Origin of the sequence: Vibrio sp. zbq_1 (assembly GCF_043102935.1) — a bacterium.
Lineage (GTDB): Bacteria > Pseudomonadota > Gammaproteobacteria > Enterobacterales > Vibrionaceae > Vibrio > Vibrio parahaemolyticus.
In genome coordinates, this window is the sequence record NZ_JBICJH010000004.1 from 840,006 (window position 1) to 863,620 (window position 23,615).

Annotated in this window: 20 protein-coding genes; 13 read left to right on the forward strand and 7 right to left on the reverse strand. The window is 46.7% G+C overall.

Features of this window, described 5'->3' with window-relative positions:
- Positions 1-261 precede the first annotated feature (261 nt).
- The 8 genes from uhpT (at position 262) to ACF8CV_RS04140 (ending at position 11,556) form a co-directional block, all read left to right on the forward strand.
- A complete protein-coding gene (gene uhpT, locus ACF8CV_RS04105; protein WP_005479317.1) occupies positions 262-1,656 on the forward strand; it encodes a hexose-6-phosphate:phosphate antiporter in 1,395 nt (464 codons plus the stop codon).
- A 139-nt stretch (positions 1,657-1,795) separates the two neighbouring features.
- A complete protein-coding gene (gene uhpA, locus ACF8CV_RS04110; RefSeq protein WP_005486300.1) occupies positions 1,796-2,404 on the forward strand; it encodes a transcriptional regulator UhpA in 609 nt (202 codons plus the stop codon).
- On the forward strand, positions 2,404-3,906 hold the full coding sequence (gene uhpB / locus ACF8CV_RS04115; protein ID WP_138937298.1) for a signal transduction histidine-protein kinase/phosphatase UhpB: 1,503 nt from the start codon (positions 2,404-2,406) through the stop codon (positions 3,904-3,906). The genes uhpA and uhpB overlap by 1 nt, the downstream gene beginning before the upstream one ends.
- A gap of 6 nt (positions 3,907-3,912) precedes the next feature.
- Positions 3,913-5,253, forward strand: a complete 1,341-nt coding sequence (locus ACF8CV_RS04120) for an MFS transporter (RefSeq protein ID WP_005394568.1) — start codon at positions 3,913-3,915, stop codon at positions 5,251-5,253.
- Positions 5,254-5,377: 124 nt separating this feature from the next.
- Entirely contained in the window at positions 5,378-6,595 is a 1,218-nt protein-coding gene (gene manA / locus ACF8CV_RS04125) for a mannose-6-phosphate isomerase, class I (protein ID WP_138937299.1), read from the forward strand.
- Positions 6,596-6,949: 354 nt separating this feature from the next.
- On the forward strand, positions 6,950-8,212 hold the full coding sequence (locus ACF8CV_RS04130; protein WP_138937300.1) for a hydroxymethylglutaryl-CoA reductase: 1,263 nt from the start codon (positions 6,950-6,952) through the stop codon (positions 8,210-8,212).
- 446 nt (positions 8,213-8,658) lie between these two features.
- Positions 8,659-10,221: a DUF1800 family protein gene (locus ACF8CV_RS04135; protein WP_138937301.1), complete on the forward strand. Its 1,563-nt coding sequence runs from the start codon at positions 8,659-8,661 to the stop codon at positions 10,219-10,221.
- A 9-nt stretch (positions 10,222-10,230) separates the two neighbouring features.
- The gene (locus tag ACF8CV_RS04140) at positions 10,231-11,556 is read left to right on the forward strand and encodes a DUF1501 domain-containing protein (RefSeq protein ID WP_138937302.1); all 1,326 of its coding nucleotides are present in this window, start codon (positions 10,231-10,233) and stop codon (positions 11,554-11,556) included.
- Positions 11,557-11,644: 88 nt separating this feature from the next.
- Here ACF8CV_RS04140 and ACF8CV_RS04145 read toward each other — a convergent pair whose 3' ends face one another.
- Complete coding sequence (locus ACF8CV_RS04145) at positions 11,645-12,739, reverse strand: ketoacyl-ACP synthase III (RefSeq protein ID WP_005498926.1); 1,095 nt, start codon at positions 12,737-12,739, stop codon at positions 11,645-11,647.
- Positions 12,740-12,905: 166 nt separating this feature from the next.
- Between ACF8CV_RS04145 and trxC the strand changes: the two genes are divergently transcribed.
- Positions 12,906-13,340, forward strand: a complete 435-nt coding sequence (gene trxC, locus ACF8CV_RS04150; protein ID WP_005486290.1) for a thioredoxin TrxC — start codon at positions 12,906-12,908, stop codon at positions 13,338-13,340.
- Positions 13,341-13,516: 176 nt separating this feature from the next.
- On the forward strand, positions 13,517-14,677 hold the full coding sequence (locus ACF8CV_RS04155) for an MFS transporter (protein WP_025507109.1): 1,161 nt from the start codon (positions 13,517-13,519) through the stop codon (positions 14,675-14,677).
- Positions 14,678-14,730: 53 nt separating this feature from the next.
- Here ACF8CV_RS04155 and ACF8CV_RS04160 read toward each other — a convergent pair whose 3' ends face one another.
- A complete protein-coding gene (locus ACF8CV_RS04160) occupies positions 14,731-15,624 on the reverse strand; it encodes a helix-turn-helix transcriptional regulator (protein ID WP_138937303.1) in 894 nt (297 codons plus the stop codon).
- Positions 15,625-15,714: 90 nt separating this feature from the next.
- Between ACF8CV_RS04160 and ACF8CV_RS04165 the strand changes: the two genes are divergently transcribed.
- Positions 15,715-17,061, forward strand: a complete 1,347-nt coding sequence (locus ACF8CV_RS04165; RefSeq protein WP_021454656.1) for an MATE family efflux transporter — start codon at positions 15,715-15,717, stop codon at positions 17,059-17,061.
- On the opposite strand, the gene ACF8CV_RS04170 is transcribed toward ACF8CV_RS04165, so the two are convergent.
- Both ACF8CV_RS04170 and ACF8CV_RS04175 read right to left on the reverse strand, forming a co-directional pair.
- Positions 17,048-17,443: a nitrous oxide-stimulated promoter family protein gene (locus ACF8CV_RS04170; RefSeq protein ID WP_025505122.1), complete on the reverse strand. Its 396-nt coding sequence runs from the start codon at positions 17,441-17,443 to the stop codon at positions 17,048-17,050. The two genes, ACF8CV_RS04165 and ACF8CV_RS04170, sit on opposite strands and share 14 nt — an antisense overlap.
- A 14-nt stretch (positions 17,444-17,457) precedes the next feature.
- Positions 17,458-17,967: a GNAT family N-acetyltransferase gene (locus ACF8CV_RS04175; RefSeq protein ID WP_138937304.1), complete on the reverse strand. Its 510-nt coding sequence runs from the start codon at positions 17,965-17,967 to the stop codon at positions 17,458-17,460.
- A 72-nt stretch (positions 17,968-18,039) separates the two neighbouring features.
- On the opposite strand from ACF8CV_RS04175, the gene ACF8CV_RS04180 reads away from it, so the two are divergent.
- The gene (locus tag ACF8CV_RS04180; RefSeq protein ID WP_005486333.1) at positions 18,040-18,222 is read left to right on the forward strand and encodes a DUF2986 domain-containing protein; all 183 of its coding nucleotides are present in this window, start codon (positions 18,040-18,042) and stop codon (positions 18,220-18,222) included.
- Positions 18,223-18,274: 52 nt separating this feature from the next.
- Here ACF8CV_RS04180 and ACF8CV_RS04185 read toward each other — a convergent pair whose 3' ends face one another.
- The gene (locus ACF8CV_RS04185) at positions 18,275-20,452 is read right to left on the reverse strand and encodes a TonB-dependent receptor (RefSeq protein WP_138937305.1); all 2,178 of its coding nucleotides are present in this window, start codon (positions 20,450-20,452) and stop codon (positions 18,275-18,277) included.
- A gap of 90 nt (positions 20,453-20,542) precedes the next feature.
- Entirely contained in the window at positions 20,543-21,280 is a 738-nt protein-coding gene (locus tag ACF8CV_RS04190) for a siderophore ferric iron reductase (RefSeq protein WP_031812623.1), read from the reverse strand.
- A 418-nt stretch (positions 21,281-21,698) separates the two neighbouring features.
- On the opposite strand from ACF8CV_RS04190, the gene ACF8CV_RS04195 reads away from it, so the two are divergent.
- The gene (locus tag ACF8CV_RS04195; RefSeq protein WP_005460955.1) at positions 21,699-23,030 is read left to right on the forward strand and encodes an anaerobic C4-dicarboxylate transporter; all 1,332 of its coding nucleotides are present in this window, start codon (positions 21,699-21,701) and stop codon (positions 23,028-23,030) included.
- Between the two features lie 88 nt (positions 23,031-23,118).
- Here the strand turns inward: ACF8CV_RS04195 and ACF8CV_RS04200 are convergent, their stop codons facing one another.
- Positions 23,119-23,607, reverse strand: coding sequence for an NYN domain-containing protein (locus tag ACF8CV_RS04200; protein ID WP_005480252.1), 489 nt, complete (start codon positions 23,605-23,607; stop codon positions 23,119-23,121).
- Positions 23,608-23,615 lie beyond the last annotated feature (8 nt).

Here is a 23,615-nt window from a genome sequence, read left to right on the forward strand (position 1 = left end):
GCATATTAACCCACTTGCATTTGAACGCTTTCCAATCCGATAAGAACCCAGTCAAAAACCCATAGATTAGTAAGGATTTTGTGTGACTCTTTTCACGCTTTTCCTCCTTCCTAGGCATTTCTAGGAATTTTTCCTAGCCGATCTAGGCAACCATCTCATGTGCCTCACAAAACCACTCTCTAGAATTCCGCTCAGTCAAAGGTAACAAGAGCGCATAACGGTCTCCGTTGTGTTTCTAAAACAATTACAAGAGAGTTCATCATGTTAAAATTCCTCGAACAGGTGCGGAAGCCGACCCTCGATCTTCCTGTCGAAGTTAGAAGAAAGATGTGGTTTAAACCGTTCATCCAATCTTACTTGGTCGTATTCATCGGCTACCTAACCATGTACTTGATTCGTAAGAACTTCAATGTCGCGCAAAACGACATGATCTCAACTTACGGTTTGAGCATGACAGACCTAGGTCTTATTGGCCTTGGCTTCTCCATCACATACGGCATCGGTAAAACCGTTGTGTCTTACTACGCTGACGGTAAGAACACCAAGCAATTCCTCCCTTTTATGCTGATCCTTTCTGGTCTTGCAATGCTTGGTTTCAGCTTCAGCATGGGCGGCGGTAGTGCAAGCCTGTTCTTGATGGTGGCTTTCTACGCTCTAAGTGGTTTCTTCCAAAGTACTGGTGGCCCTTCTAGTTACTCAACCATTACAAAATGGACACCTCGTAACAAACGCGGCTCTTACCTAGGCTTGTGGAACATGTCACACAACGTTGGTGGTGCGGGCGCAGCGGGTGTTGCTCTTTTTGGTGCTAACTACCTATTCGACGGCCACGTAATCGGCATGTTCGTGTTCCCTTCTATCATCGCGATCATCGTTGGCTTTATCGGTATGCGCTTTGGTAGCGACTCTCCAGAAGCTTACGGTCTAGGTAAAGTAGAAGAACTTTTCGATGAAGCAGTGAGTGAAGAAGACACCGCTGCTGAAGAAAACCAGATGACCAAAAAAGAAATCTTTGTTGAATACGTTCTTAAAAACAAAGTTATCTGGCTACTTTGCTTTGCCAACATCTTCCTTTACATCGTGCGTATCGGTATCGACCAATGGTCAACGGTATACGCGTACCAAGAGCTTGGTCTGTCAAAAGAAACGGCAATCTCTGGCTTTACTCTGTTCGAAGTCGGTGCGCTTGTGGGTACTTTGATGTGGGGTTACTTATCTGACCTAGCAAACGGTCGTCGCGCATTGGTTGCTTGTGTGTCTCTTGGTTTGATCATCGTATCGCTTGAGTTCTACCAACACGCAACAAATGAATTCATGTACTTGTCGTCTCTATTCGTACTTGGTTTCTTGGTGTTTGGTCCGCAACTTCTTATCGGTGTTGCAGCGGTTGGTTTTGTTCCTAAAAAAGCAATCAGTGTGGCTGACGGTGTGAAAGGTACATTCGCTTACCTAATCGGTGACAGCTTCGCGAAACTTGGTCTCGGTATGATTGCAGACGGTACACCAATCTTCGGTCTAACAGGCTGGAAAGGTACCTTCGCAGCCCTAGATACCTCCGCCATGATTTGTATTGTTTTGCTTGCTTTCGTTGCTATCGCGGAAGAGAAGAAGATTCGACACGCGAAGAAGCTTCAACTTGCACAAAACCAAGCCTAACTTCTCTGCGCGCTTTACTTCGGTAAAGCGCGCAAGATCATTAAAATGAGTTGATCAATTCAGTATCATTAAAGGTTTTTCTATTAGCTCCGTTTTGGGGCTTATTGTTGTTTGTTGTCTGCTCTATTTGGTTGTAATGATGATTCATGTTGCTCTAGTTGATGATCACGTCATCGTGCGTTCTGGTTTCGCACAATTATTAAATTTAGAAAATGATATTACCGTTGTTGGTGAATTTGGTTCTGTCGCCGAAGCACGCACAGGCTTGCCTGCGGTACACCCACACGTCGTTATTCTAGATATTTCCATGCCCGATGAGAGCGGATTAAACTTACTGAGCGAAATTCCAACTGGCATTGCCTGTGTCATGCTAAGCGTGCACGACTCCCCTGCAATGGTGGAAAAATCACTAAAACTTGGTGCAAAAGGCTATCTAAGCAAACGCTGTAGCCCAGACGAACTTATTCAAGCCGTGAGAACCAGTGCGTCTGGCGGCTGTTATCTTACCTCCGACATTGCCATCAAACTGGCAACACCAAGTGACAAAGCTGCATCGCTTTGCCAACTAACAAGACGCGAAAATGAAGTTTGCCAGCTTTTAGCCAAAGGGCTGGATGTAAAATCCGTCGCGGCAGAGCTTGGCTTGAGCCACAAGACCGTACACGTTCATCGAGCGAATGCCATCGACAAACTCGGCGTAAAAAACAACGTTGAGCTCGCCAAACTATTCTCTCAAGAGTCCTTTTAATGCGAGCCTATTCTGTCACAACGATTTGTGGCCTGTTTGTTATGGCCTGTGCTTGGTTCTGTTTGTGGGTGATCGCCTACTACTTTGTCAACGATCCAGAGCTCGCCATTCTGCTTTTCCCATTCGCCTTACGATTGGGGATTGCGCTGCACACTCGCACCGCTTACTGGCCAACAATCTACGTATCAGAATGGGCGCTGACAATTGCACTGGCGACCCTATTAGAGCAACCTCAATGGCTCACCGTGCTGATCGCCAGCGTTGCCAGCATCCCTGTCACACTGATTGCGAAAAAATACTACTACGGTGACCAAAACCGCCACTTAGCCGTAATGGGTATTGTGATCATCATTACCGCCTTCATCAACGTAATGGCGGTCGGCTTTCACGTGCCTTCTGTTTACATGGTGTGGTTAGCCAGTATTTCTGGTGGGCTGATGCTGGTTCCTATGTGCTACCTACTGTGGAACTACCTATTTCAAAGCCGATGGTCGCCTCTGACGTCGCATCTTTTGAACAACACTGTGGTGTTCAGCATTCGCCACATTGTGTTTTACGCCGTACTTCTTATCGGCAGCATTCTGGTGCAAACGAGTTTGCCTGAAGAGTTAAAACGATTTGCGCCATTTTGTATGGCTATCCCAATCATCGTGCTGGCACTTCGTTACGGCTGGCAAGGAGCCCTACTCGCCACCATGCTCAACAGCATTGCGCTGATTGCGGCTCGTAGCGGCGTATCGAATCTAGAAATCACCGATTTGTTGTTGTCTCTTTCAGCTCAAACCATCACCGGCATCATGCTGGGTTTGGCGGTGCAAAAGCAAAAAGATCTCAACCACAAACTGCGTGGCGAGCTATCCCGCAATCAAAATCTGTCTCGTCAACTTATCGAAGCGGAAGAATCGGTAAGACGCGACATTGCCCGCGAACTGCATGACGAAATCGGCCAGAACATTACCGCTATCCGTACTCAAGCCAACATCATCAAGCGCATCGATAACGCGGAAATGAGCGCACATTGCGCAGATACCATTGAGGGGCTTTCTCTCAACGTTTACGACACCACTAAGCGACTGTTAAGCAAGCTAAGACCCAAAATGCTGGATGATTTGGACTTAAAAGAATCCGTCGAGCAACTGACGCGAGAGATGGAATTCGCCAATCACGGAACGACTGTTCAACTGAACTGGCAAGGCGATTACACCAGCCTGAGTGACACGCTCAAAGTCACCCTATTCCGTTTATGCCAAGAGTCATTAAATAACGCAGCCAAGTACGCAGAAGCGCAGTTGATCAATATTGAACTGACAATTGGAGAAGCTGCGGTGTCACTGATGATTCACGATGATGGTGTCGGCTTCAAAGTTCAGGACAGCATGAAAGGCATGGGCGTTCGCGGCATGCAAGAGCGTGTGCACGCGTTAGGTGGAAAAATGGATATCTACTCCACCAGCGATCAAGTGATCGGCACACAAATCAGCATTACTTTACCTAAGGTGTAACTCAAGATGTTTGGATTTTTACGTTCACCTAAATTTACTCAGCCGAGTCTGAGCAACGAGCAAATCGACCAGCGTTACCGCCATTGGCGTTTGCACATTATGTTGGGGATGTACATCGGCTACGCAGGTTTCTACTTTACCCGTAAGACCTTTAACTACGCCGCACCAGCGATGATTACCGATCTTGGCTTAGATAAAGGTGATTTGGGTCTTATCGGTACGCTTTTCTACATTACTTACGGCTGCTCGAAGTTTATTTCCGGTACGATTTCAGATCGCTCTAACCCTCGTTATTTCATGGGATTAGGATTGATTGCGACAGGTCTGGTCAATATCGCGTTCGGTTTTTCTAGCTCACTCGCGGCTTTCATTACTCTGTGGATCTTAAACGCCTGGTTCCAAGGCTGGGGCTGGCCTTCATGCTCCAAGCTGTTAACCACTTGGTATTCACGCTCCGAGCGTGGCTTCTTATGGGCGATTTGGAACACCGCACACAACGTTGGTGGCGCGCTGATCCCTATTTGGGTGGGCTATTTAACGTTGCACTACAGCTGGCGTGAAGGCTTTATTCTACCCGGCATCATCGGGGTATTACTCGGTCTATTCGTTTGTTGGCGATTGCGCGACAAACCCACAACAATGGGCTTACCAAGTGTCGGACAATGGCGCAACGACGCACTAGAACTTGCGCAAGAAAATTACGGACGTGGCCTCACCTACCGCGAAATTCTGAAATCGTACGTATTTAACAACAAATACATCTGGCTACTCGCGTTCAGTTATGTATTGGTTTACATCGTCCGAACCGCAATCAATGACTGGGGAAACCTGTACTTGACCGAGCAGCATCACTATAGCCTGATTAACGCCAACGCAGCTCTGTCGATGTTTGAAATCGGCGGTTTTGTTGGTTCATTGGTTGCGGGTTGGGGCTCAGACAAACTCTTTGGCGGTAACCGTGGGCCAATGAACTTGCTGTTCGCGATTGGGATTTTCTTATCTGTCTCTGCGCTTTGGCTGATGCCTCTGACCAACTTTGCATTCCAAGCGGCGGGATTGTTCTCCATCGGCTTCTTTGTCTTTGGGCCACAAATGCTAATCGGTATGGCGGCGGCGGAGTGCTCTCACAAAGATTCTGCCGGCGCGGCAACAGGATTCGTAGGCTTGTTCGCCTACATGGGCGCAGCATTGTCTGGCTATCCACTGGCGTTAATTCTTGAAGAATATCATTGGACGGGTTTCTTCATCACCATTTCAGTTTGTGCAGCCGTCATTGGCCTTTTGTTGCTGCCATTTTTGCAAGCGCAACCATCACGAAAACCACTCGAACCAAAACCTCGGTTGTAAATCAACTTATCGCCCTTCGGGCAAATTGGCGAGTGACCTAACCGCGCTCGCCATCCTTATTTAACGTATCTCTGCTCAATTTTTCTTCCGATTCAGTTCGGAGGGTTAACTATGGGAAAAATTCATGAATTTGAACACTATTTCATCGCATAGCTTCTTTCAAATGAACAACAAAATCCAAAACTACGCTTGGGGAAGCACCTCTTCTATTCACGATTTGTTTGGCTTTTCTAACGAAACGAATGAGCCTCAAGCAGAAGTATGGATGGGTACTCACCCAAACGGCTGCTCTGAAGTTCAGATTGAGCAAAACACGCTGCCTTTGTCTGAACTGATCAAACAAAACCAACCTGCTTACTTATCAGCAGAAACCGCAGCGAAATTTGGCGACCTGCCCTTTCTGTTTAAGATCTTAGCGGCCGAACACGCACTGTCGATTCAAGTTCACCCAAGCAAACAAGATGCCGAAATAGGTTTCGAAAAAGAGCAAAGAGCTGGGATCCCACTAAACGCGAGCCATCGTAACTACAAGGATCCAAACCACAAACCTGAATTGGTGTACGCGCTGACAAGTTACCAAGCCATGAACGGTTTTCGTTCGTATGACGTGATTATTGAGGCATTTGGCCTTTGCGATATCGATGAGCTACGCACACCGCTAGATGCATTCAAACGCGAAATCAACTCACAAGGTTTACGCGATTTCTTTGTGCACATTCTGACCATGGAAGGAGAAACAAAAGAGCGTGCACTGAAACAGCTTCTTGCCCACGCTTCACGTCAATCGGAGCAAGGCACTGACGGCGACGTTTTCCAGCTCATCTTGGATCTATCCACTCAATACCCTGGCGATGTCGGCTTGTTTGCGCCATTACTGTTGAATGTCATCACGCTGCAACCTGGCGAAGCGATGTTCCTGAGCGCAAGAACGCCACACGCTTACATTAAAGGAACGGGATTAGAGATCATGGCGAACTCAGATAACGTTTTACGTGCAGGACTCACGCCGAAACACATGGATGTTGAAGAACTGGTTAAATGCACAGACTTTGTGCCTAAGCCGTTTAACAGCCTTGTACTAGAACCCAATGCCAATGGTTGCCAAAGCCTTTACCCCGTTCCAGTGGCAGACTTTAGTTTCAGCATTCTTAACCAACCGAACAATGAAGTGGTTGAGGCAAACAGCGCAGAGATTTTGATGGCGGTTGATGCCGACCTGACACTCATCAGTGATAACGGTGAGACATTAACCGCTGCGAAAGGACAATCTGTATTTGTTCCTGCTTACGTTGGCCATTACCGTATTCAAAGTGCGGGACGTGTGGCTCGCGCCTTTAACTAACTTCTGAATAACGGATTCAAGCTAGCGTCTGACCCAAGGGACTGGGTTAGACAATTTATTCCTCTCATAGATTGAGCCAGCCCGATTTGAAGGCAATCATGCTTATACCTTATCGACTCAAAGCCGCTGCGGTCTAAACCATCTAAGTTCTCTGAGAACCATAGATTCCTCTATTCACTGCAACATTCATTGTCAAAACCCATTTATTTCCGGTAAATTCGCCGCTCCAATATAAAATCACTTGGATAATAAAGGCGCTTGCACAGTGGTATTTGTTGCAAAACGTATAATCAACGTTGTAATCAAAGCCCCAATCACTACAATCTCTGGTTCGATTTTTCAGTTAACGTTTGTATGCCGAAGTTAAACCAAGATAACCCTGTTCAAAGCTCCGCCCTTTCCGATATCGAAACCAGCAGTAAGATTCAATCGGCATTAGAACCGAAGTTTCACAAGCCAGAGAAACGTCTCTGCTTAAGCCCTGGCCTATCGGATAAGCATTTGGCGCGCCGTTGGCAAGTATTGGAACAAGTGACCAATAAAGATCATCTTCTTGATCCTTTCACGCAGTCACATTGCGACGCTTACTCCAACAACATCGAGCACTTCATTGGTACTGTCAATGTGCCGGTCGGCATCGCAGGCCCTTTGCGCGTCAACGGTTTGTATGCGAACGATGACTTTTTGGTTCCGCTCGCAACGACAGAAGCCGCGTTAGTCGCTTCCTACAACCGTGGCGCAAATCTTATTACCGCCGCTGGTGGCGCAAGCGCATTGTTACTGAGTGAAGGGGTGAGCCGAACACCAGTGTTCGCCTTTAATAACCTTGCCGACGCTGGCCAGTTCGTCAGTTGGGTTGTGACCCAATTTGAAGTATTTCGTCAAATAGCGGAATCCACCACCTCACATGGCAAACTCAAAGATATCAATGTAAATATCGAAGGAAACCACGTTTATTTGGTCTTTGAATACGTGACCGGTGACGCTTCCGGACAAAACATGGTGACCATCGCAACAAACGAAGTGTTCCATCATATTTTGGCGACCAGCCCAATCAAACCAACTCAAGCATTCTTGGATGGCAACTTATCAGGCGACAAAAAACCAAACGCGCACACGCTGCGCTCGGTACGCGGTAAGAAAGTATCCGCCGAAGTGACCATTCCAGCAGAGTTGGTGGAAAAATATCTGCATACAATGCCGGAGTCTATGGTTCAATTTGGCAAAATGACAACGGTGGGCGGTTTACTCAGCGGGACAATTGGCGTCAACGCGCATTACGCAAACGCTCTTGCCGCGCTGTACATTGCTTGCGGTCAAGATGCAGCTTGCGTTGCAGAGTCTGCCATTGGAATCACTCGTATGGATGTGGACGCTCAAGGCAACTTGTACGCGTGCGTAACCTTGCCAAACATCATGGTGGGAACGGTTGGCGGGGGCACTGGCCTTCCTACGCAAAAAGCATGTTTGGATATTTTAGGTTTGCACGGCAACGGCAAAGCGAAAGCCTTAGCCGAAGTCGCAGCTGCGCTTTGTCTGGCTGGCGAACTCTCGATTGTGGGCGCATTTTGTGCCGATCACTTCTCCCGAGCTCATCATAAATTAGCGCGTAAATAACTGACTCGCCGCTCAGAGAAGACCTTTTGTTTTTCTCTGAGCGCTGAACTTCTGCGGGGCACTTATTCAGATCCTTCTCTTCGAGAATTTTCTTTCATGGCTCATTCGTTTTAAACACCGAGTTCGCTCTCATCGATAAAGCCGCCTCTTTACATTGGGCAAAATTGACCGTCAGTTCCGTATCTGTTCACAATTATTCTCTTTCTTACGCGGTTTTTCTTTCTTTTTGTCTATACATAAAATTCAGTAAGTTATCTCAAATTACCAATTCCTGTCGTTACAAAATCGTACTATTTTCAGTAATTGTGTTTTTTATTAGTCACTTATAGCGACTATACTCACATCTGCAGCTGCTTGATTTTTCTAAATTTATTTTAAAGCTCACACGAGCGTCACTACTCCCGTTAAATGGATTTAAGTCGTTCCTTTGGGTAAGCGAGTTAACTATGAGACGTCAGAAACAAAATGGAATTTCTTGTTGGGTGCTAGGATTCTTAGCCATGTTGCTCTGCTATGCAGGGCCCGTTTCCTCAGAAGAGGATTCCGCTAACTTCGTCAATGCGCGCTTTCTTTATCAAAGTACGTTTGGACCAACGCCAGCCTTGATTGATCAAGTCGAAGAAGTTGGCATTGAAAGTTGGATCAAACAACAACTTCTTCTTCCGGCGACCTATCATCGTCCTCTCTACGACACTCCTTTTAGCAAAGGAGCACAAGCAAATCGAGAAAATGCTTGGTATCAAATTGTTCTCACATCAGAAGACCAGCTTCGTCAGCGAATGGCATTTGCGTTAAGCCAAATACTCGTGGTCTCGCGCTATGGCGGAGCACTATCGAGCAAGCCAACAGGCCTAGTGGACTACTACGATGTGTTGGTGAAGCATGCTTTTGGCAACTATCGTGATCTTCTACACGAAGTGGCTATCCACCCGGCGATGGGCAACTACCTATCGATGATGGGCAGCACTAAGGAAAATCCTTCAACAGGCGCGCTACCGGATGAAAACTTTGCCAGAGAACTGATGCAGCTTTTTACGTTAGGACTTTACGAGCTAAACCTCGATGGCAGTGTAAAACGTGATCCTAAAACCAGAAAACCGCTGCCGACCTACTCTCAAACTGATATCCAAGAACTGGCCCGTGCGCTAACTGGTTGGAAAAATTCAGACACGGCATTTGTTGAACCCATGCGCGTGATAAACAGCCGACATGACACCAACGAAAAAACCGTGTTGGGAACAACCATTCCTGCGGGTTTGACCGCCCAAGAAGAGCTCTCACAAGTGCTGGATATATTGATGTCTCATCCTAACATTGCGCCATTTGTGTCGAAGTTTTTGATTCAACGATTCGTCTCTTCTAACCCAAGTCCGGAGTACGTTGCGCGAGTTGCTCGCGTATTCAACAACAACGGAAAAGGGGTAAAAGGTGATTTAAGCGCAGTGATCCGCGCGGTTTTACTTGATAACGAAGCCATGGGGTTAACCAACACGCCGCCAATGAAAGTGAAAGAGCCCATTTTGGTGCTCACCAACTTCCACCGAGCCGCAGGCTTTACACTTACCGCTGCGCGCTATGACGGAGCAACAACAGTGATGAACACCGCAGAACAAGGCGCACTGCGCTCTCCTTCAGTATTTAATTTCTACTCGCCAGACTATCAACCTTCGAATGAGTTTGTGCAGTCAGGCATGGTGTCACCCGAATACGAATTGCTCGATTGGTCAGTGTATACCGATCTGGTCAATTTCATGCTTAGTAGCACTCGCTCGGGTGGTGGTGATACTTATACGCTGGACTTTAGCGAACTGTATTCCCTACTCGATGATCACGAAGCTCTCGTTGAGCGTGTCGATGAACGATTCTTTGCGGGCACGGCTTCGCCTGAACTCAAAGCGCTTTTGCTAGAAGTGTCGGATGAGTATCGAACCGATTACGTACCAACAACAAAACTCGCACTCGTTATCTTTACTGCGATTTCTGGCGATGAATTTTACATTCAGGATTAGGGGTGAATTATGGGCATTTCGAGACGCAACTTTCTAAAAAGCACCGCATCGTTTGGGGCGATCGCATCACTCGGGTTGCCGGGTTATTCACTTGCCGCGCCTTCAAATGATTTCCGAGCGCTGATCTGTGTGTACTTAGCTGGCGGAAACGACGCGATTAATACCATATTGCCGCTATCTGATTTTCACTACAACCAGTACGCCAATGTGAGAGGATCTCTTTCTGTTGCCAAAAATACCATTATTCCCATTGGATTGAATGCCCACGACGCAAAAAACAACGCCGTTCCGCTTGGGCTGCATCCTAAGTTGTCGGCACTTGCTCCACTATTCCAACAAGGCGATGCTAATTTGGTGCTCAATAGCGGCATTCTCAACCAACCTGTGACAAAACAAGCCATCGAACAAGGTGATGTCCCCCTGCCAGAGCAGCTGTTTTCTCACAACTCACAGACCGCATCTTGGCTGCGCGGTGGGATGGATGCTTCTACGAATTTAGGTTGGGCTGGACGCATGCTCGATGTGCTAACGTCAGACGCTCAAATCACACCGCTGTATAGTGTGCATGGCGATACGTTGTGGTTGAAGGCCATGGAGCACCGTCAGACCGTACTCAAAAAAGACAAAGCAGTTCAATTGACTGCGGTTGGAAATCCACTTTACGAAGAGATTTATCAAAAATTGCTCTCACAAAGCGCAGATAACCCGTTCAGTGGGCATTTTAATTTGATGGTCGACGAATCCATGATGATGAGCAACATCCTCGCGGAGCAACTGAAACTGATCGACGACGCGCCTTTATTCTCCTCTTCTACGCTCGGCAAACAAATGCAGACCGTGTACAAATTGATCGCCAGCCAGAGTGCGCTTAGCCAGCAGCGACAAGTGTTCTTTGTAAAACATACAGGATACGACTTGCATGACTCGCAACTTGCGCGACACCCTTTGTTACTCGAAGATCTCGCCACCAACCTAAATGCCATGTATCGCGCAGTTGATAAGCTCGGTATGAGTAAAAACGTGACCACATTTACGATGTCTGACTTTGGTCGACGAATGACCAATAATGGTAACGGTACCGATCACGGCTGGGGCGGTCATCAGTTATTGATAGGTGGTGCGGTAAATGGCAGTGCGCCGATCGGTACGTGGCCAGAGTTAACACTTGGAGGGCAAGATGATTACTCAAAAGGTCGATTGATTCCGGCTATTGCCGCAGACCAAGTTGGCTCAACTCTCGCACAGTGGATGGGAGTGAGTGACAATGCCGCACTGGAATACGTATTCCCGAACATTCGTAATTTCACCACATCTAACCTTGGCTTTATGGCTTAAGCTAAGTGGCTTAGTTTCGTTTATTTAATTGTCAAAAAAGGGAGCACAATGCTCCCTTTGCAATATCATCTATGTTAACGAACGTTCATTAAACTTCGTCACGACGACGTTCGTTACAAAGCTTGATAGCGCGCTCAAGTAATTCTAGCGCGGATTGTTCACACTCAGGCAGAGCCGCATCACTTTCACCAATTGGCGTTACGCGGTCACCCCACTTCAGCACTGCTGCACCCCACGTCAAACCTGCACCAAACGCAGCCAGAAGCATGTTATCGCCAGGATTTACTCGGCCTTGCTCTACCGCTTCACACAATGCAATTGGCACCGTTGCCGCAGAGGTATTGCCATAGTTTTGAATGTTCACAAACGCTTTGTCTTGAGGAATACCGGAAAGGTCGCACAGCGTTTGAATAATACGGATGTTCGCTTGATGCGGAATCACCACATCAATTTGTTCCGTCGTCAACTGAGATGCTTTCAGTACGGTTTTCGCCGCTAGGCCCATGCCTTTCACTGCGCGTTTGAAGATCTCTTGACCCACAAAGTTGAAATCCCAGTAACCGTTATCTTCCGCAAAGCGGTCCATACAAGTACCAAACTTCGGCACAGAAAGAATATCGCGACCTTTGGCATCACAACCAATTTGCGATTGCAGCAAGCCCGTTTCTTTCTCTGTGCGAGATAGAACCACCGCACCCGCGCCGTCACCAAATAGAACCGCGGTATCACGCATCGCCCAGTCAATGTAGAAAGACAAGCGTTCCGCACCGATGATGATGGCGTGTCGGTAGTTACCGGACTGAATCAAACGCGTGCCCGTTTCTAGGCCGTACACAAAACCGGTACATGCTGCGTTTAAGTCGAAAGCCGCCGCTGAACGAATGCCCAGATTTTGCTGCACTTTAGACGCAATGTTTGGAATAAGTGAATCAGGAGAACACGTTGCAACAATGATTAGGTCGATTTCGCTTGCTTCAACGCCTGCTCTTGCCAACGCATGCTGAGCGGCTACTGTCGCCATATCTGAAGTATTTACATGGCTAATACGGCGATTTTCGATACCTGTTCGGGTGCGAATCCACTCATCTGAAGTATCAAGGAAAGTGCTAAGATCATCGTTAGAGAGCACGGTTGGCGGAACACATTTCCCCCAACCTGTAATTTCAGCGTAGTAATTTGTCATCGCAGACCTATTTATTGTTGTATTTTAATGAAATATCTAAGAACCTGATCCGGTTCTATTATAAAACTTGCTATTCCATAAAATTTGCAAGTAAAAAGAAAGTATACGCATTATGAAGCTGACTGATAAGTCATGTTTTCATCAAGTTGTTATAAAGGAAGAAGTCATGTCATCGTTTAAAACTCGTTGCCCATCTTGTGGCGGTTTAAATCGTGTCCCTAACGAGCGTGTTGCAGAATCTGCAACGTGCGGTAAATGCAAGAGCCCGCTTTTAGATGGCGCGCCTATTGAAGGTACACTCGATAACTTTTCTGCACTATTAGAAAGCTCAACGCCAGTTGTCGTCGATTTTTGGGCTCCATGGTGCAATCCGTGCGTCGGCTTTGCTCCTGTTTTCTCGGATGTCGCGCAAGAACAAGCAGGAACGGCTCGTTTTGTAAAGATTGATACTGAAGCCCAACAACAGCTTGCGGCGCAATTTGGTATTCGCAGCATTCCAACCATCATGGTATTCAAGAACGGTCAGCGCGTTGATATGCTGAATGGTGCGCTGCCTAAATCGCAGTTTGATCAATGGTTAAATCAAGCACTTACAAAATAATCCCAACCTTGAGCCTGCCAGTCTGGCAGGCTTTTTTATGCAGCAAATTGCCATATAATCTCGACAAATTTTATTTGTCGATACGACACAAATTTATCATTTTACATGCCTACTAATTAGCCTCATATTCGCGCCGAATAACCCCCAGATTTCTCTTAATTTATAGGCGCAAAACATTGGAAAACACAGTCGTTTCTGCAGCATCACCACGAGTTACAGTTCCAGTCGTCGCACTGTCTCTTTACGCGGTTGCTTCAGGCTATTTGATGAGCTTGATCCCACTCATGCTCGGCGAATACAACATCTCTGCTGATTACGCGAGTTGGTTGGCGAGCGTGTTTTATGGCGGCTTGTTGATTGGTGCCATGTTTATCGAACGCATTGTTCGCAATGTTGGCCACCGCAAAGCATTTATTGGCTGTTTGGCTGCATTTTCGCTCACCATCGTTGCCCTACCAGCATTCCCGAATGGCCTAGTTTGGCTCGTTGCGCGCTTTATTGCTGGTGTCGCGGTTGCTGGTGTATTCGTGATCGTTGAATCCTGGTTGATGGCGGGCGACGAAGCATCACGCGCAAAACGCCTAAGCCTATACATGCTTTCTCTATACGGCGGCTCGGCTCTAGGTCAATTTGGTATTGGCGTTCTTGGCGTAAGTGGCGGCGTACCCTTTGTTGCGATTACAACATTGATCCTAATGGCGATGCTGGTACTGATGTTTATTGATTGCGAACAACCGAATAGCCATGAATCGACTTCATTGTCATTCAAACAGATTGCAAAACTCAATCATGCAGCGATCATCGGTTGCGTCGTATCTGGTTTAACCTTGGGTGCGATTTACGGTCTTATGCCTGTTGAATTGGCGAACCGTAAAATTACCCACCAAGACATTGGTACGCTTATGGCGTTGGTGATCCTTGGCGGCATGTTGGTTCAACCTATGGTGACCACATTAAACAAATACATGAGCCGAACAGTCTTAATGGCGTTTTTCTGTATTTTGGGTATTTTCTCTATCGGTTTGACGTTCATCTCTACGTCTACCGCAGTGTTGGCGGCGTCGCTTTTCCTATTGGGCATGGCCACGTTTGCTCTATATCCAGTGGCAATCAACCTCGGCTGTGAAGGACTTGATGAACGCTTTATTGTCTCTGCAACTCAAGTCATGCTGTTTAGCTACAGCGTAGGCTCAGTAGCAGGCCCAGTGGTCGCAGACAAATTTATGGGCCAAGTACACGGCTTGTTGGGTTACTTGTTTGCGGCGTTGGTAGCGACATGCGTTTACATGTTGCTTGCAGCGAGCAAAACCAAACAGCAAATGGCTGCGGGCCTATAAAGCTAAAACAACCAAATGACCATTGAAAACGAGGGCTATCTGCCCTCGTTTTTTTATGCGTTTTCCATTAACTGCTTTCGATAACGTGTTGGTGAAATGCCGTAGAACTTCTTAAATCGATGCGTAAAGTTGTACGGATCTCGGTATCCCAATCGATTGGCAATCATCGCAATTGACCACGCCCGGTATTGCAACAAGTCAGCTGCTTTGTGCATTCGCAGCTCGATCAACTTGCTCCTCGGACTCATATTGAAGAGCTGTTTCGACAAACGGTTTAGCTGTTCTTCACTAATAAAACATCGCTTCGCCATTTCACTGACAGTCCAAGGCAAATGCAGTTGCCCTTCTATCTCATTAAACAAGGTCTGAACACGCGAAAGCGACGTACTGATTGGCGTTTCCACACTTTGCACCAACCGTTGAACTTCACTGATCAATAACTGACGAAAACCAGAGCGTCCGCCGATTTCGTTGTAGAGTAAGGTCATCAACGACCAAATCTGTTCTGAGCCACGAAATGGAATCACGCACTGACCAAGATCATTGAGATGATGCCATGCAGGTGTATTTTGCGGCAGCAACCAGACCATTTTCCAACTTCCCAAACGCGGGTTGATCTCGAAACGAAAGCAAGTGTCTACGGGCAAGATGGTCAGCGTATACGGTTCGATCTCCTTAACGCAATTCGGCGTAATCAACACACCGCCGCCTTCTAACGTGAATAACAACGTATGCACGCCCACCTTGTCACGCTCAACGTGATAACCGTCGTGCAGCTCAGCCAATCCCGCCATAAAAATATCGGCACGTTGCCATTCTGGAATTTCCGTTAGCGTAAGAAAACGTTCTTTGCACGCAGGCGCAAGGTAGACGTCATCGTGCCACTCATGTTGAGGAGAGAATTGACCGATGACGGATTCGCACAGGTTTTGTCGATTTTCGAACATGTATTTATGCCTCGGTTGGTTTTATATTCCCCCACAAACTGAGGAGTGACTATGACGAACAATACTGACATCAAAAACCAAACAAATCCTATGTCTGGCGACTTGTTACGTCAGATTATTCGCTTAGGTTTTCCTGTTGCAATCCAAAGCGCGCTTGTCGCGATATTGGCATTGGCTGATGTTCTCATGGTTAGTGACTTTGGTAAAGAAGCGACAGCGGCTGTGGGAATTGCGTCAAAATGGCATTTCGTGGCGATCATGATCATGGCCGGTCTAGCCTCTGCCAACGGCACGCTCGTTGCTCAATATTGGGGGCGAAATGATGCCGTCAGTGCCAAAACCGTCACTGGAATCGCCATCCGATTTGGCTTAAAAGTTCTTATCCCAGTGACGTTGATCATCACGCTTGGTAGCGAACTCATCATGCGTTTACAAACCAGCGATACACGAGTGATTGAGTTGGGTGCGACTTACTTGTGGTATGCGTTTCCGGTGCTGTTGCTTACGCATATCGTCATCGTGCTCGAAGCCAGCATGCGCTCCTCGGGAGACACCGTCACTCCGCTATTAATGGGTGCAATGACCATCGTCCTTAATATTGGTTTGAATTTCTGGTTAATCAAAGGCGGCTTTGGCATCCCAGCAATGGGGGTCGCTGGTGCGGCATTCGCTACGACCATTTCTCGTTTGTTCCAAGTACTCGCCATGATTGCCTACATGCGTTGGCGGAAGCACTGGTTGCTGGAAGTAAAAGAAGGCTCTGAACGCCCTTCGCTGTGGCTGTCTTATCGTCGTCTTGCGCTGCCAATGACGCTAGGTGCACTACTTTGGGCAATCGGCACCATGGTTTATCAGATGATTTTTGGCCACATGGGGACAACCGAATTGGCAGTATTTAGTATGCTCGGCCCATTTGAATCACTCTGTTACTCGATTTTCTTTGGGATCTCTGTGGCGTGCTCTGTGATGATTGGTCAATCCTTGGGGCGCGATGCCTTTGAGCAAGCCGAACACATGGCAAAATTCTTTATCAAAGCAGTCTTTGTTTTTGGTATTTCCATCGGCGCACTGTTGCTTCTTAATCGTGAGTTGATCATTGCAGCATTGAATTTGGACAACCCTGAGCTTTACCCACTCGCCGCCCCTGCGGTGATGATTTTGTGCTGCGCGATTTGGTTGCGTATGTTGAACATGATCATCATTAACGGGATTATTCGAGCTGGTGGCGACAACGTATTCTGCTTACGCATGGACTTTATCGCCATGTGGATGACAGGCTTGCCACTTTGTGCAATCGCTGCGTTTGTTCTTGGTTGGGAGTTTAAGTACGTGTATGCACTGATGATTGCAGAGGAAGTCGTTAAGTTGGCGTTGTGTTATCGTCGATATACGCAAAAGTATTGGATAAAGAATCTAACCGTCGTTACGACTTCTTAGTATCGCGTTCTTCATTGATTCTTTTGTGGCGGTTCGATGCATTGGCAGCTGGTTTTTCAGGAACCTCGCGTTTCTCGTGCAGCAGGTGCCGAACTGCCAGAATCGGATGTTTTAGTAGCATTCTCGGGCCTGAATAGCGCATCACTAAACGCATCTGTTCTTTAGGTTCGGGTTTATAGCAGTGGATTGGGCACTTGTTACACGTCGGTTTTTCTTCTCCGTATGGGCATCGGTCCAATCGCACTTCCGCGTAATCAAGCAGTTCACGGCATTCGCTACACAGCGCATCTTTGGTTCCATGATGATCATGGCAATACACCTCCACCATCGCTTTGACGGTTTTAAATTCGGTGGCGAGTTTGCCAAGTAAAATATCGCTCATGGTATTGCCCAAAATCACAGCTGGAGAGTGTAGAGTTCTAAAGTTCGGCCATTATCATATTGCTGCTCAACACGTTCAAATTCGAAACCGAGTTTTTTCAGCAAACTTATACTACGAATATTATCATTATTCGTAATCGCGAGCAGTTGACTAAGTTGCATCGCTTGTTTCGCGTACTCGATCACTGCCTTTGCTGCTTCTATAGCAAAACCTTGGCCGTAAGCTGAAGGAAGAAAACCATAGCCGATGTCGTAAGCGTTCAAGGTATCACGCTTCACTAACCCACAAATGCCTAGCGGCTGTTTTGTCTGCTTATCTTCAACCACCAGCAAGCTCACACCTTTCTTTTCTTCCATACGCAGCATGTTCTCTTTGATGTAACGAACCGCTTCGTAATCGGTTCGCATCTGCTTATCCCCAACAAAGCGATAAAAGTCAGGGTGGTTGTAGAGATCCAATATAAATGGCGCATCATCTACACTCACTAGACGCAGTATCAATCGTTCGGTGGTCAAAGTTTTCATACGAACTCCATTAAGGTTGTAACTTGGATGAAAAATCACTATCCTGCCCCGCTAAATTAAAGGACCAACACCATGAACCGCAAGAAGAAAATCAATCAGATCTTAAAAGCGAAGCAGAAGAAGCACAACGCGAAGCTGCATAAAAGCAACAAACCGCGCTACATCTCTAAAGCTGAGCGCGCGAAAATGGAAGCCGAAGAACAACAGCAATCTTCTGAAAACGCTGTAGAGACAGCAACTGCTGACCAAGCTTAAAAAGAAAAGCCGCATAATGCGGCTTTTTTACTTTTAGAAAAGAATATTGAACTTAGAATTCAAGGCTGTAGTTCAGTGTAAACGTGCGGCCTCGACCTTTGTAATCATACGCCGCCGCATCGTAGTGAGCTGCGTACAAGATCTGTGCACGTTGACCCCAAGCCGTGGTGTAATCTTCATCAAGCAGGTTTTGAATACCAAAGCCAAGTTGACCAACTGGCAAATTCACATTGCCCAGCAGATCAAACGTGGTGTAACCATCGAGCTTGTTATTGGCATCATCTTCGTAATCAAACATGGTTTGGCTTTGTAGACGCACTGAATAATCATCCTGATAATAAGCCGCCCACGCGTTCGCTTTTGATGTGCTTGCTTTACCTGCGCTTAAGTCTTCCCACTTCCCGTTGGTTTTCAGCTCAGAGATGACATAATGACCAGAAGCACCCAATAGGATGTCACTGCTTACCCAATAATTGATGTTTGCTTCTGCGCCGTAAACGCGCTGCTCGTCATCGACGTTGGTAATTAGAAGCGTCTTTTTATCGTACTTGATGGAGTTATCCGACACCGAGTAGTAACCCGCCGCTTGCATTGCGACGGTATCGGTATCTAAGCGATAACCAATTTCGTAGCTGTCCGTTTTAATGCCCGACATTTTTGAATCGGCTACGTTGATGCTGTCTTTGAGTGCGTAGTGCCCGTTGGCATCAACGGCCTCGTAGCTGCCTTGACCGTAGTATTTCGCTGGGTCTGCTAATTCAAAACCTTGTGAGAAGTTCGCCCACAATTGAGATTCATCATTCAACTGATAAATTGTCCCAACATTAAACAAACTCACCGAGTAATCAGTACTGCCACCCGGCACTGCATCGGCAGACACACCTTTGCCCGAAGCAATGTTCTTCTGCACGCTGTATGCGACAAAATCATCAATCTTGTTGTCCATATATTGATAACGGTATCCCGCCTGCACAGACCAATCTTGATTGATTTGGTAATCCCCCTGCACAAACATCGCGTAAGATGTTACATCTACACCAGGATAACGCCCCACTTCCGCATACGTTCGGTTAATTAGGTTACCTGAGTTGTCTGCGATGGTTTTGTCGAACAAAGCTTGATTGCTATCGAATCGATCTAGGTATGCATCCACACCGTAGACGGCACTGAATGCACCCCAACTTTTCGCCAGCGCTAAACGCCCCGCAAACACTTCGGTTTCTTGTTGTGAAGAGCTTTGGTAATACGGTGTAAAGGTTTGATCTTCGCTGCGGTAAGACAATTCACCAATCAATTGATGACCGAATACGTTGTCGTGTGCGTAGTTTGCACTTAAAAGTACACGCTCTGTACCATGCTCACGATCGGAATCGAACCCTTTTCGCACATCAACAAATTTGCTATTAACAATGTACAAGCCGTATGGCGAATCTTGCTGGCTGTCATAGTATTGCGCGACAAGGTTTAACTTGCTGGCATCGGAGATTTGGATCTCTGCCGACCCCATAACATCAAGCGTTGAGTTGTATTGCAGAGAACCTTGAGAAATGTCTGGCGTGACAATGTCACCATTTCCGTCAAATGCACCTTGTGTCTCGGAATACACCACTGAGCCACGTGCTTTTACGATGTCATTTCCACCAGCAACGGATTGTGCGACTTTGTAGTCAAAATCATCGCTGCTGTTGAAGCCTGACGTACCGCCGACAAAAGATTCAAACGCCAATTCATCTGAGTACGCTTTTTTAGTGATGATGTTAATGACACCACCCGTCGCACCAGCCCCATAAATGGAGCTCGCGCCTGACAGCACTTCAATTCGTTCGATGTTGAACGGGTCAATCGCATCCAATTGACGACTGATAGGACGAGAAGATTGCAGAGAAACGCCATCAATCATGACCAGCATGGCTCTGCCACGCAGATTTTGGCCGTAGTTTGTCCGGCCGCCAGTGCCAACATCTAAAGAAGGGATCGTGGCAGAAAGAATATCACCCAGAGTTTTACCTGCTCGGTATTGTTGAGCAATTTCTTCTTGCCCTACAAACCAAACCGTACCGGGAATATCAGAGATGGATTTTGGCATGACGCTGCCAACCACGACTAATTGTTCATCTGCTGCGTTTTGAGACGCCAGTTGCTGAGCTTGTTCTGCAGCCAATGCGTGCGCTGCATATCCACTGCTCATCGCTAATACGATGAGGTTTAAAGAGAACTTCCTATTTGTCATTGTATTTATCTTTTTGTTGTAGCCAAAGAATCGACAATGATACTTATTATCAATAACAAATCGAGCACTGTTACATAGGTTAATAAGTTGTTAACCATTGCTCTTTTGCATGATTAACTGACGGTTTTTTGCTGCTCTCGGGCAGTCCTCGCAGAGCTTTCTTCCTTCACACTTGTACACCAAGCAGCAGCTTTTTCTGACCAATTTGAGCGGTTGCTCGTGAGGCACACCATGCAAAGCATCGATATGACGCTCATCCAGCCCCAGAGCACTAAGCCACAAGCTAGCGTGCTCTTTAATGATGGCATCGGTCAGTTGAGGGAAATGTTGCTGTAACCTTAACAAGCACGCCAAAATACCGTCTGACATCAACTGATGAGTAAACCCCGGACGAATGCGAATCCACTCGTTCATCTGTTCTTGATAAAAATCGAACAAAGCTCGAATTTGACGCCCTGCCTGCGCAATCAATATTGTGTGACTACCTTGAATATGTTCCTGATCCGCAAAGCGAAATCCTCTTACAAAGCAGGGCTGTAAGTACTGCGCCATATTGCGCAAATTCGGGAGCGATTGAAAACCGTAGATAGAGACAAGCGCAACGTAGATTGGCTGCCAGCAGAGCAAATCCCATGTTCTTGTGAGCCAATACGCCCTTCCGGCCTCTGGATACGTTTCAGAAAGTTGACGATACAACTCTTGAACGATGGGATTGATATCATTATCGATATGAATGGCATCCGACTCAATGCGACCAATATCGCCATGTAAATAAGGAGTGATGGTTTGCGATGTTTGAAAGAGTTGCGGGAAAAATGACTCGGACATGATTGCGTGCGATTACGGTTTGAGATCTGCCCCCTTTATACTTAACCATGAATCGCAATGCAAACTATTATCTTTTGTATTTGTGCGTTTTATATACCGTTGACCGGCGCGACAAATCTGTATCCATTTCGTTGCTCAACCACTTGAGTAAAACGACACACTATAAAATTCAACAAATGATTAAATCATCAGCAGGTTTTGAGGTATTTCGATTTAAAAATGCCACAGCATAAAAACACCTTGGTAAAAGGTCTGTAACAGTTCGCTCTGATAGCGTGAGTTATTGCCAATAATTGAATATTGCTGTTTCTTATCCAGCGGAATGTGAACAACATGAAGTATTTTCCATCTGAATATCGGGACAATATAACTAGGTAATTTGGCTATATAGCCCTCTGTTTTGAATAAGGAAATCCACATGTTGTATCTTGAGTTTCTATTTTTGCTCGTGATGCTGTATATCGGCTCACGCTATGGTGGTATCGGCCTCGGGGTCGTATCTGGTATTGGTTTGGTGATTGAAGTCTTTATCTTTAAGATGCCGCCAACCTCCCCTCCTGTCACCGTTATGTTGATCATCCTAGCGGTTGTAACATGTGCATCGATTCTTGAAGCCGCAGGCGGTTTGAAATACATGCTTCAAGTTGCCGAACGTGTGCTTCGTAAAAACCCAAAACGCGTCACCCTGATCGCTCCTTTTGTGACTTACTTTATGACTTTCTTGCTCGGTACAGGTCACGCGGTTTACTCCATTATGCCAATCATTGGCGACGTTGCATTGAAAAACGGCATTCGTCCTGAGCGTCCAATGGCGGCGGCGTCTGTCGCGTCTCAAATCGCAATCACAGCCTCACCAATTTCAGCGGCTGTGGTTTACTACTTAGCACAACTATCTGATATTCAGCACGAGATCACTCTGCTTTCTATTTTGCTCGTTACGGTTCCAGCAACACTATTCGGTACGTTGCTAATGTCACTTTACAGCATCAAACGCGGTAAAGAACTGGAAGACGATGAAGAATACCAAGAGCGTTTGAAAGATCCTGTGTGGCGTGAAAAGATCCTTAACACAACTGCAACGTCTCTTGACGAAGTGCTACCAACAAGTGCTCGCAACTCTGTGTTGCTGTTCATCGCTTCTATCTTGGTTATCGTCGTTATCGCGATGTGGCCAGACATTCGTACCATTGTGGATGGCGCGAAGCCAATTAGCATGGCCGTTGTCATTCAAATGATGATGCTCTGCTTCGGCGGTATCATTCTTCTTGCAACCAAAACTGACCCGCGTGACGTGCCAAACGGTGTGGTCTTCAAATCGGGTATGGTGGCGGCAATTGCTATCTTCGGTATCGCATGGATGTCTGATACTTACTTCCAATACGCAATGCCTCAATTCAAATCTGGCATTGTAGAGATGGTAACGAACTACCCTTGGACGTTCGCGCTTGCGTTGTTCATTGTATCGGTTGTGGTGAACTCTCAAGCTGCAACGGCTCGTATGATGCTGCCTGTTGGTCTTGGCTTGGGTCTAGATCCTGCACTGCTTATCGGCCTAATGCCAGCGGTGTACGGTTACTTCTTTATTCCGAACTACCCTTCTGATATCGCGACAGTGAACTTCGATACATCAGGTACAACTAAGATTGGTAAGTGGTACTTCAACCACTCATTTATGTCGGTAGGTTTGATTGGTGTGATCGGCGCGTGTTGCTTAGGTTACGTACTAGGACAAATCATCATTCCTTCATAAACAACCTGTAAAGTAAAATTGGAAGGCGAGTCATTGTACGCATAAGTACAGCCTGAATGACTCGCCTTTTCTTTGTCTGGTCTGATGCTTACAGCAAGAAATCATCATCAATCGCGACGAAATTATCAGCACAATCAATCAAGGTTTGCGAGGTTAACCTTGGTACACCATAGACGGTGACCTTCTTGTTGTAGCGCTGCTGAATACGTTCCACCAGCAAACTGAAGTCGCCATCACCAGAAACCAAAATCACGCGGTCAACATCAGGCGCAATCTCAATCGCATCGAGCGTGATACCGACATCCCAATCCCCTTTGGCGCTGCCATCTCGACGCTGAATGTAAGGCTTCAACATCACCTCAAATCCCACACCTCTTAGAATGTGATGAAACTGGCGTTGCTTCGGATCGTTACTGGCAATGGCATAAGCTTTTGCGCTTACTACTTCCTTTTCTTGTGTCGCGACATACCAAAACTGGTTGTAGTCAAAGTTACTGCGATACGCTTCGCGACAAGTGTAATAAACGTTTTGAACGTCAACGAGAATGGCGATTTTTTCTTTGTGGTCTGATTGCATGGTGATCT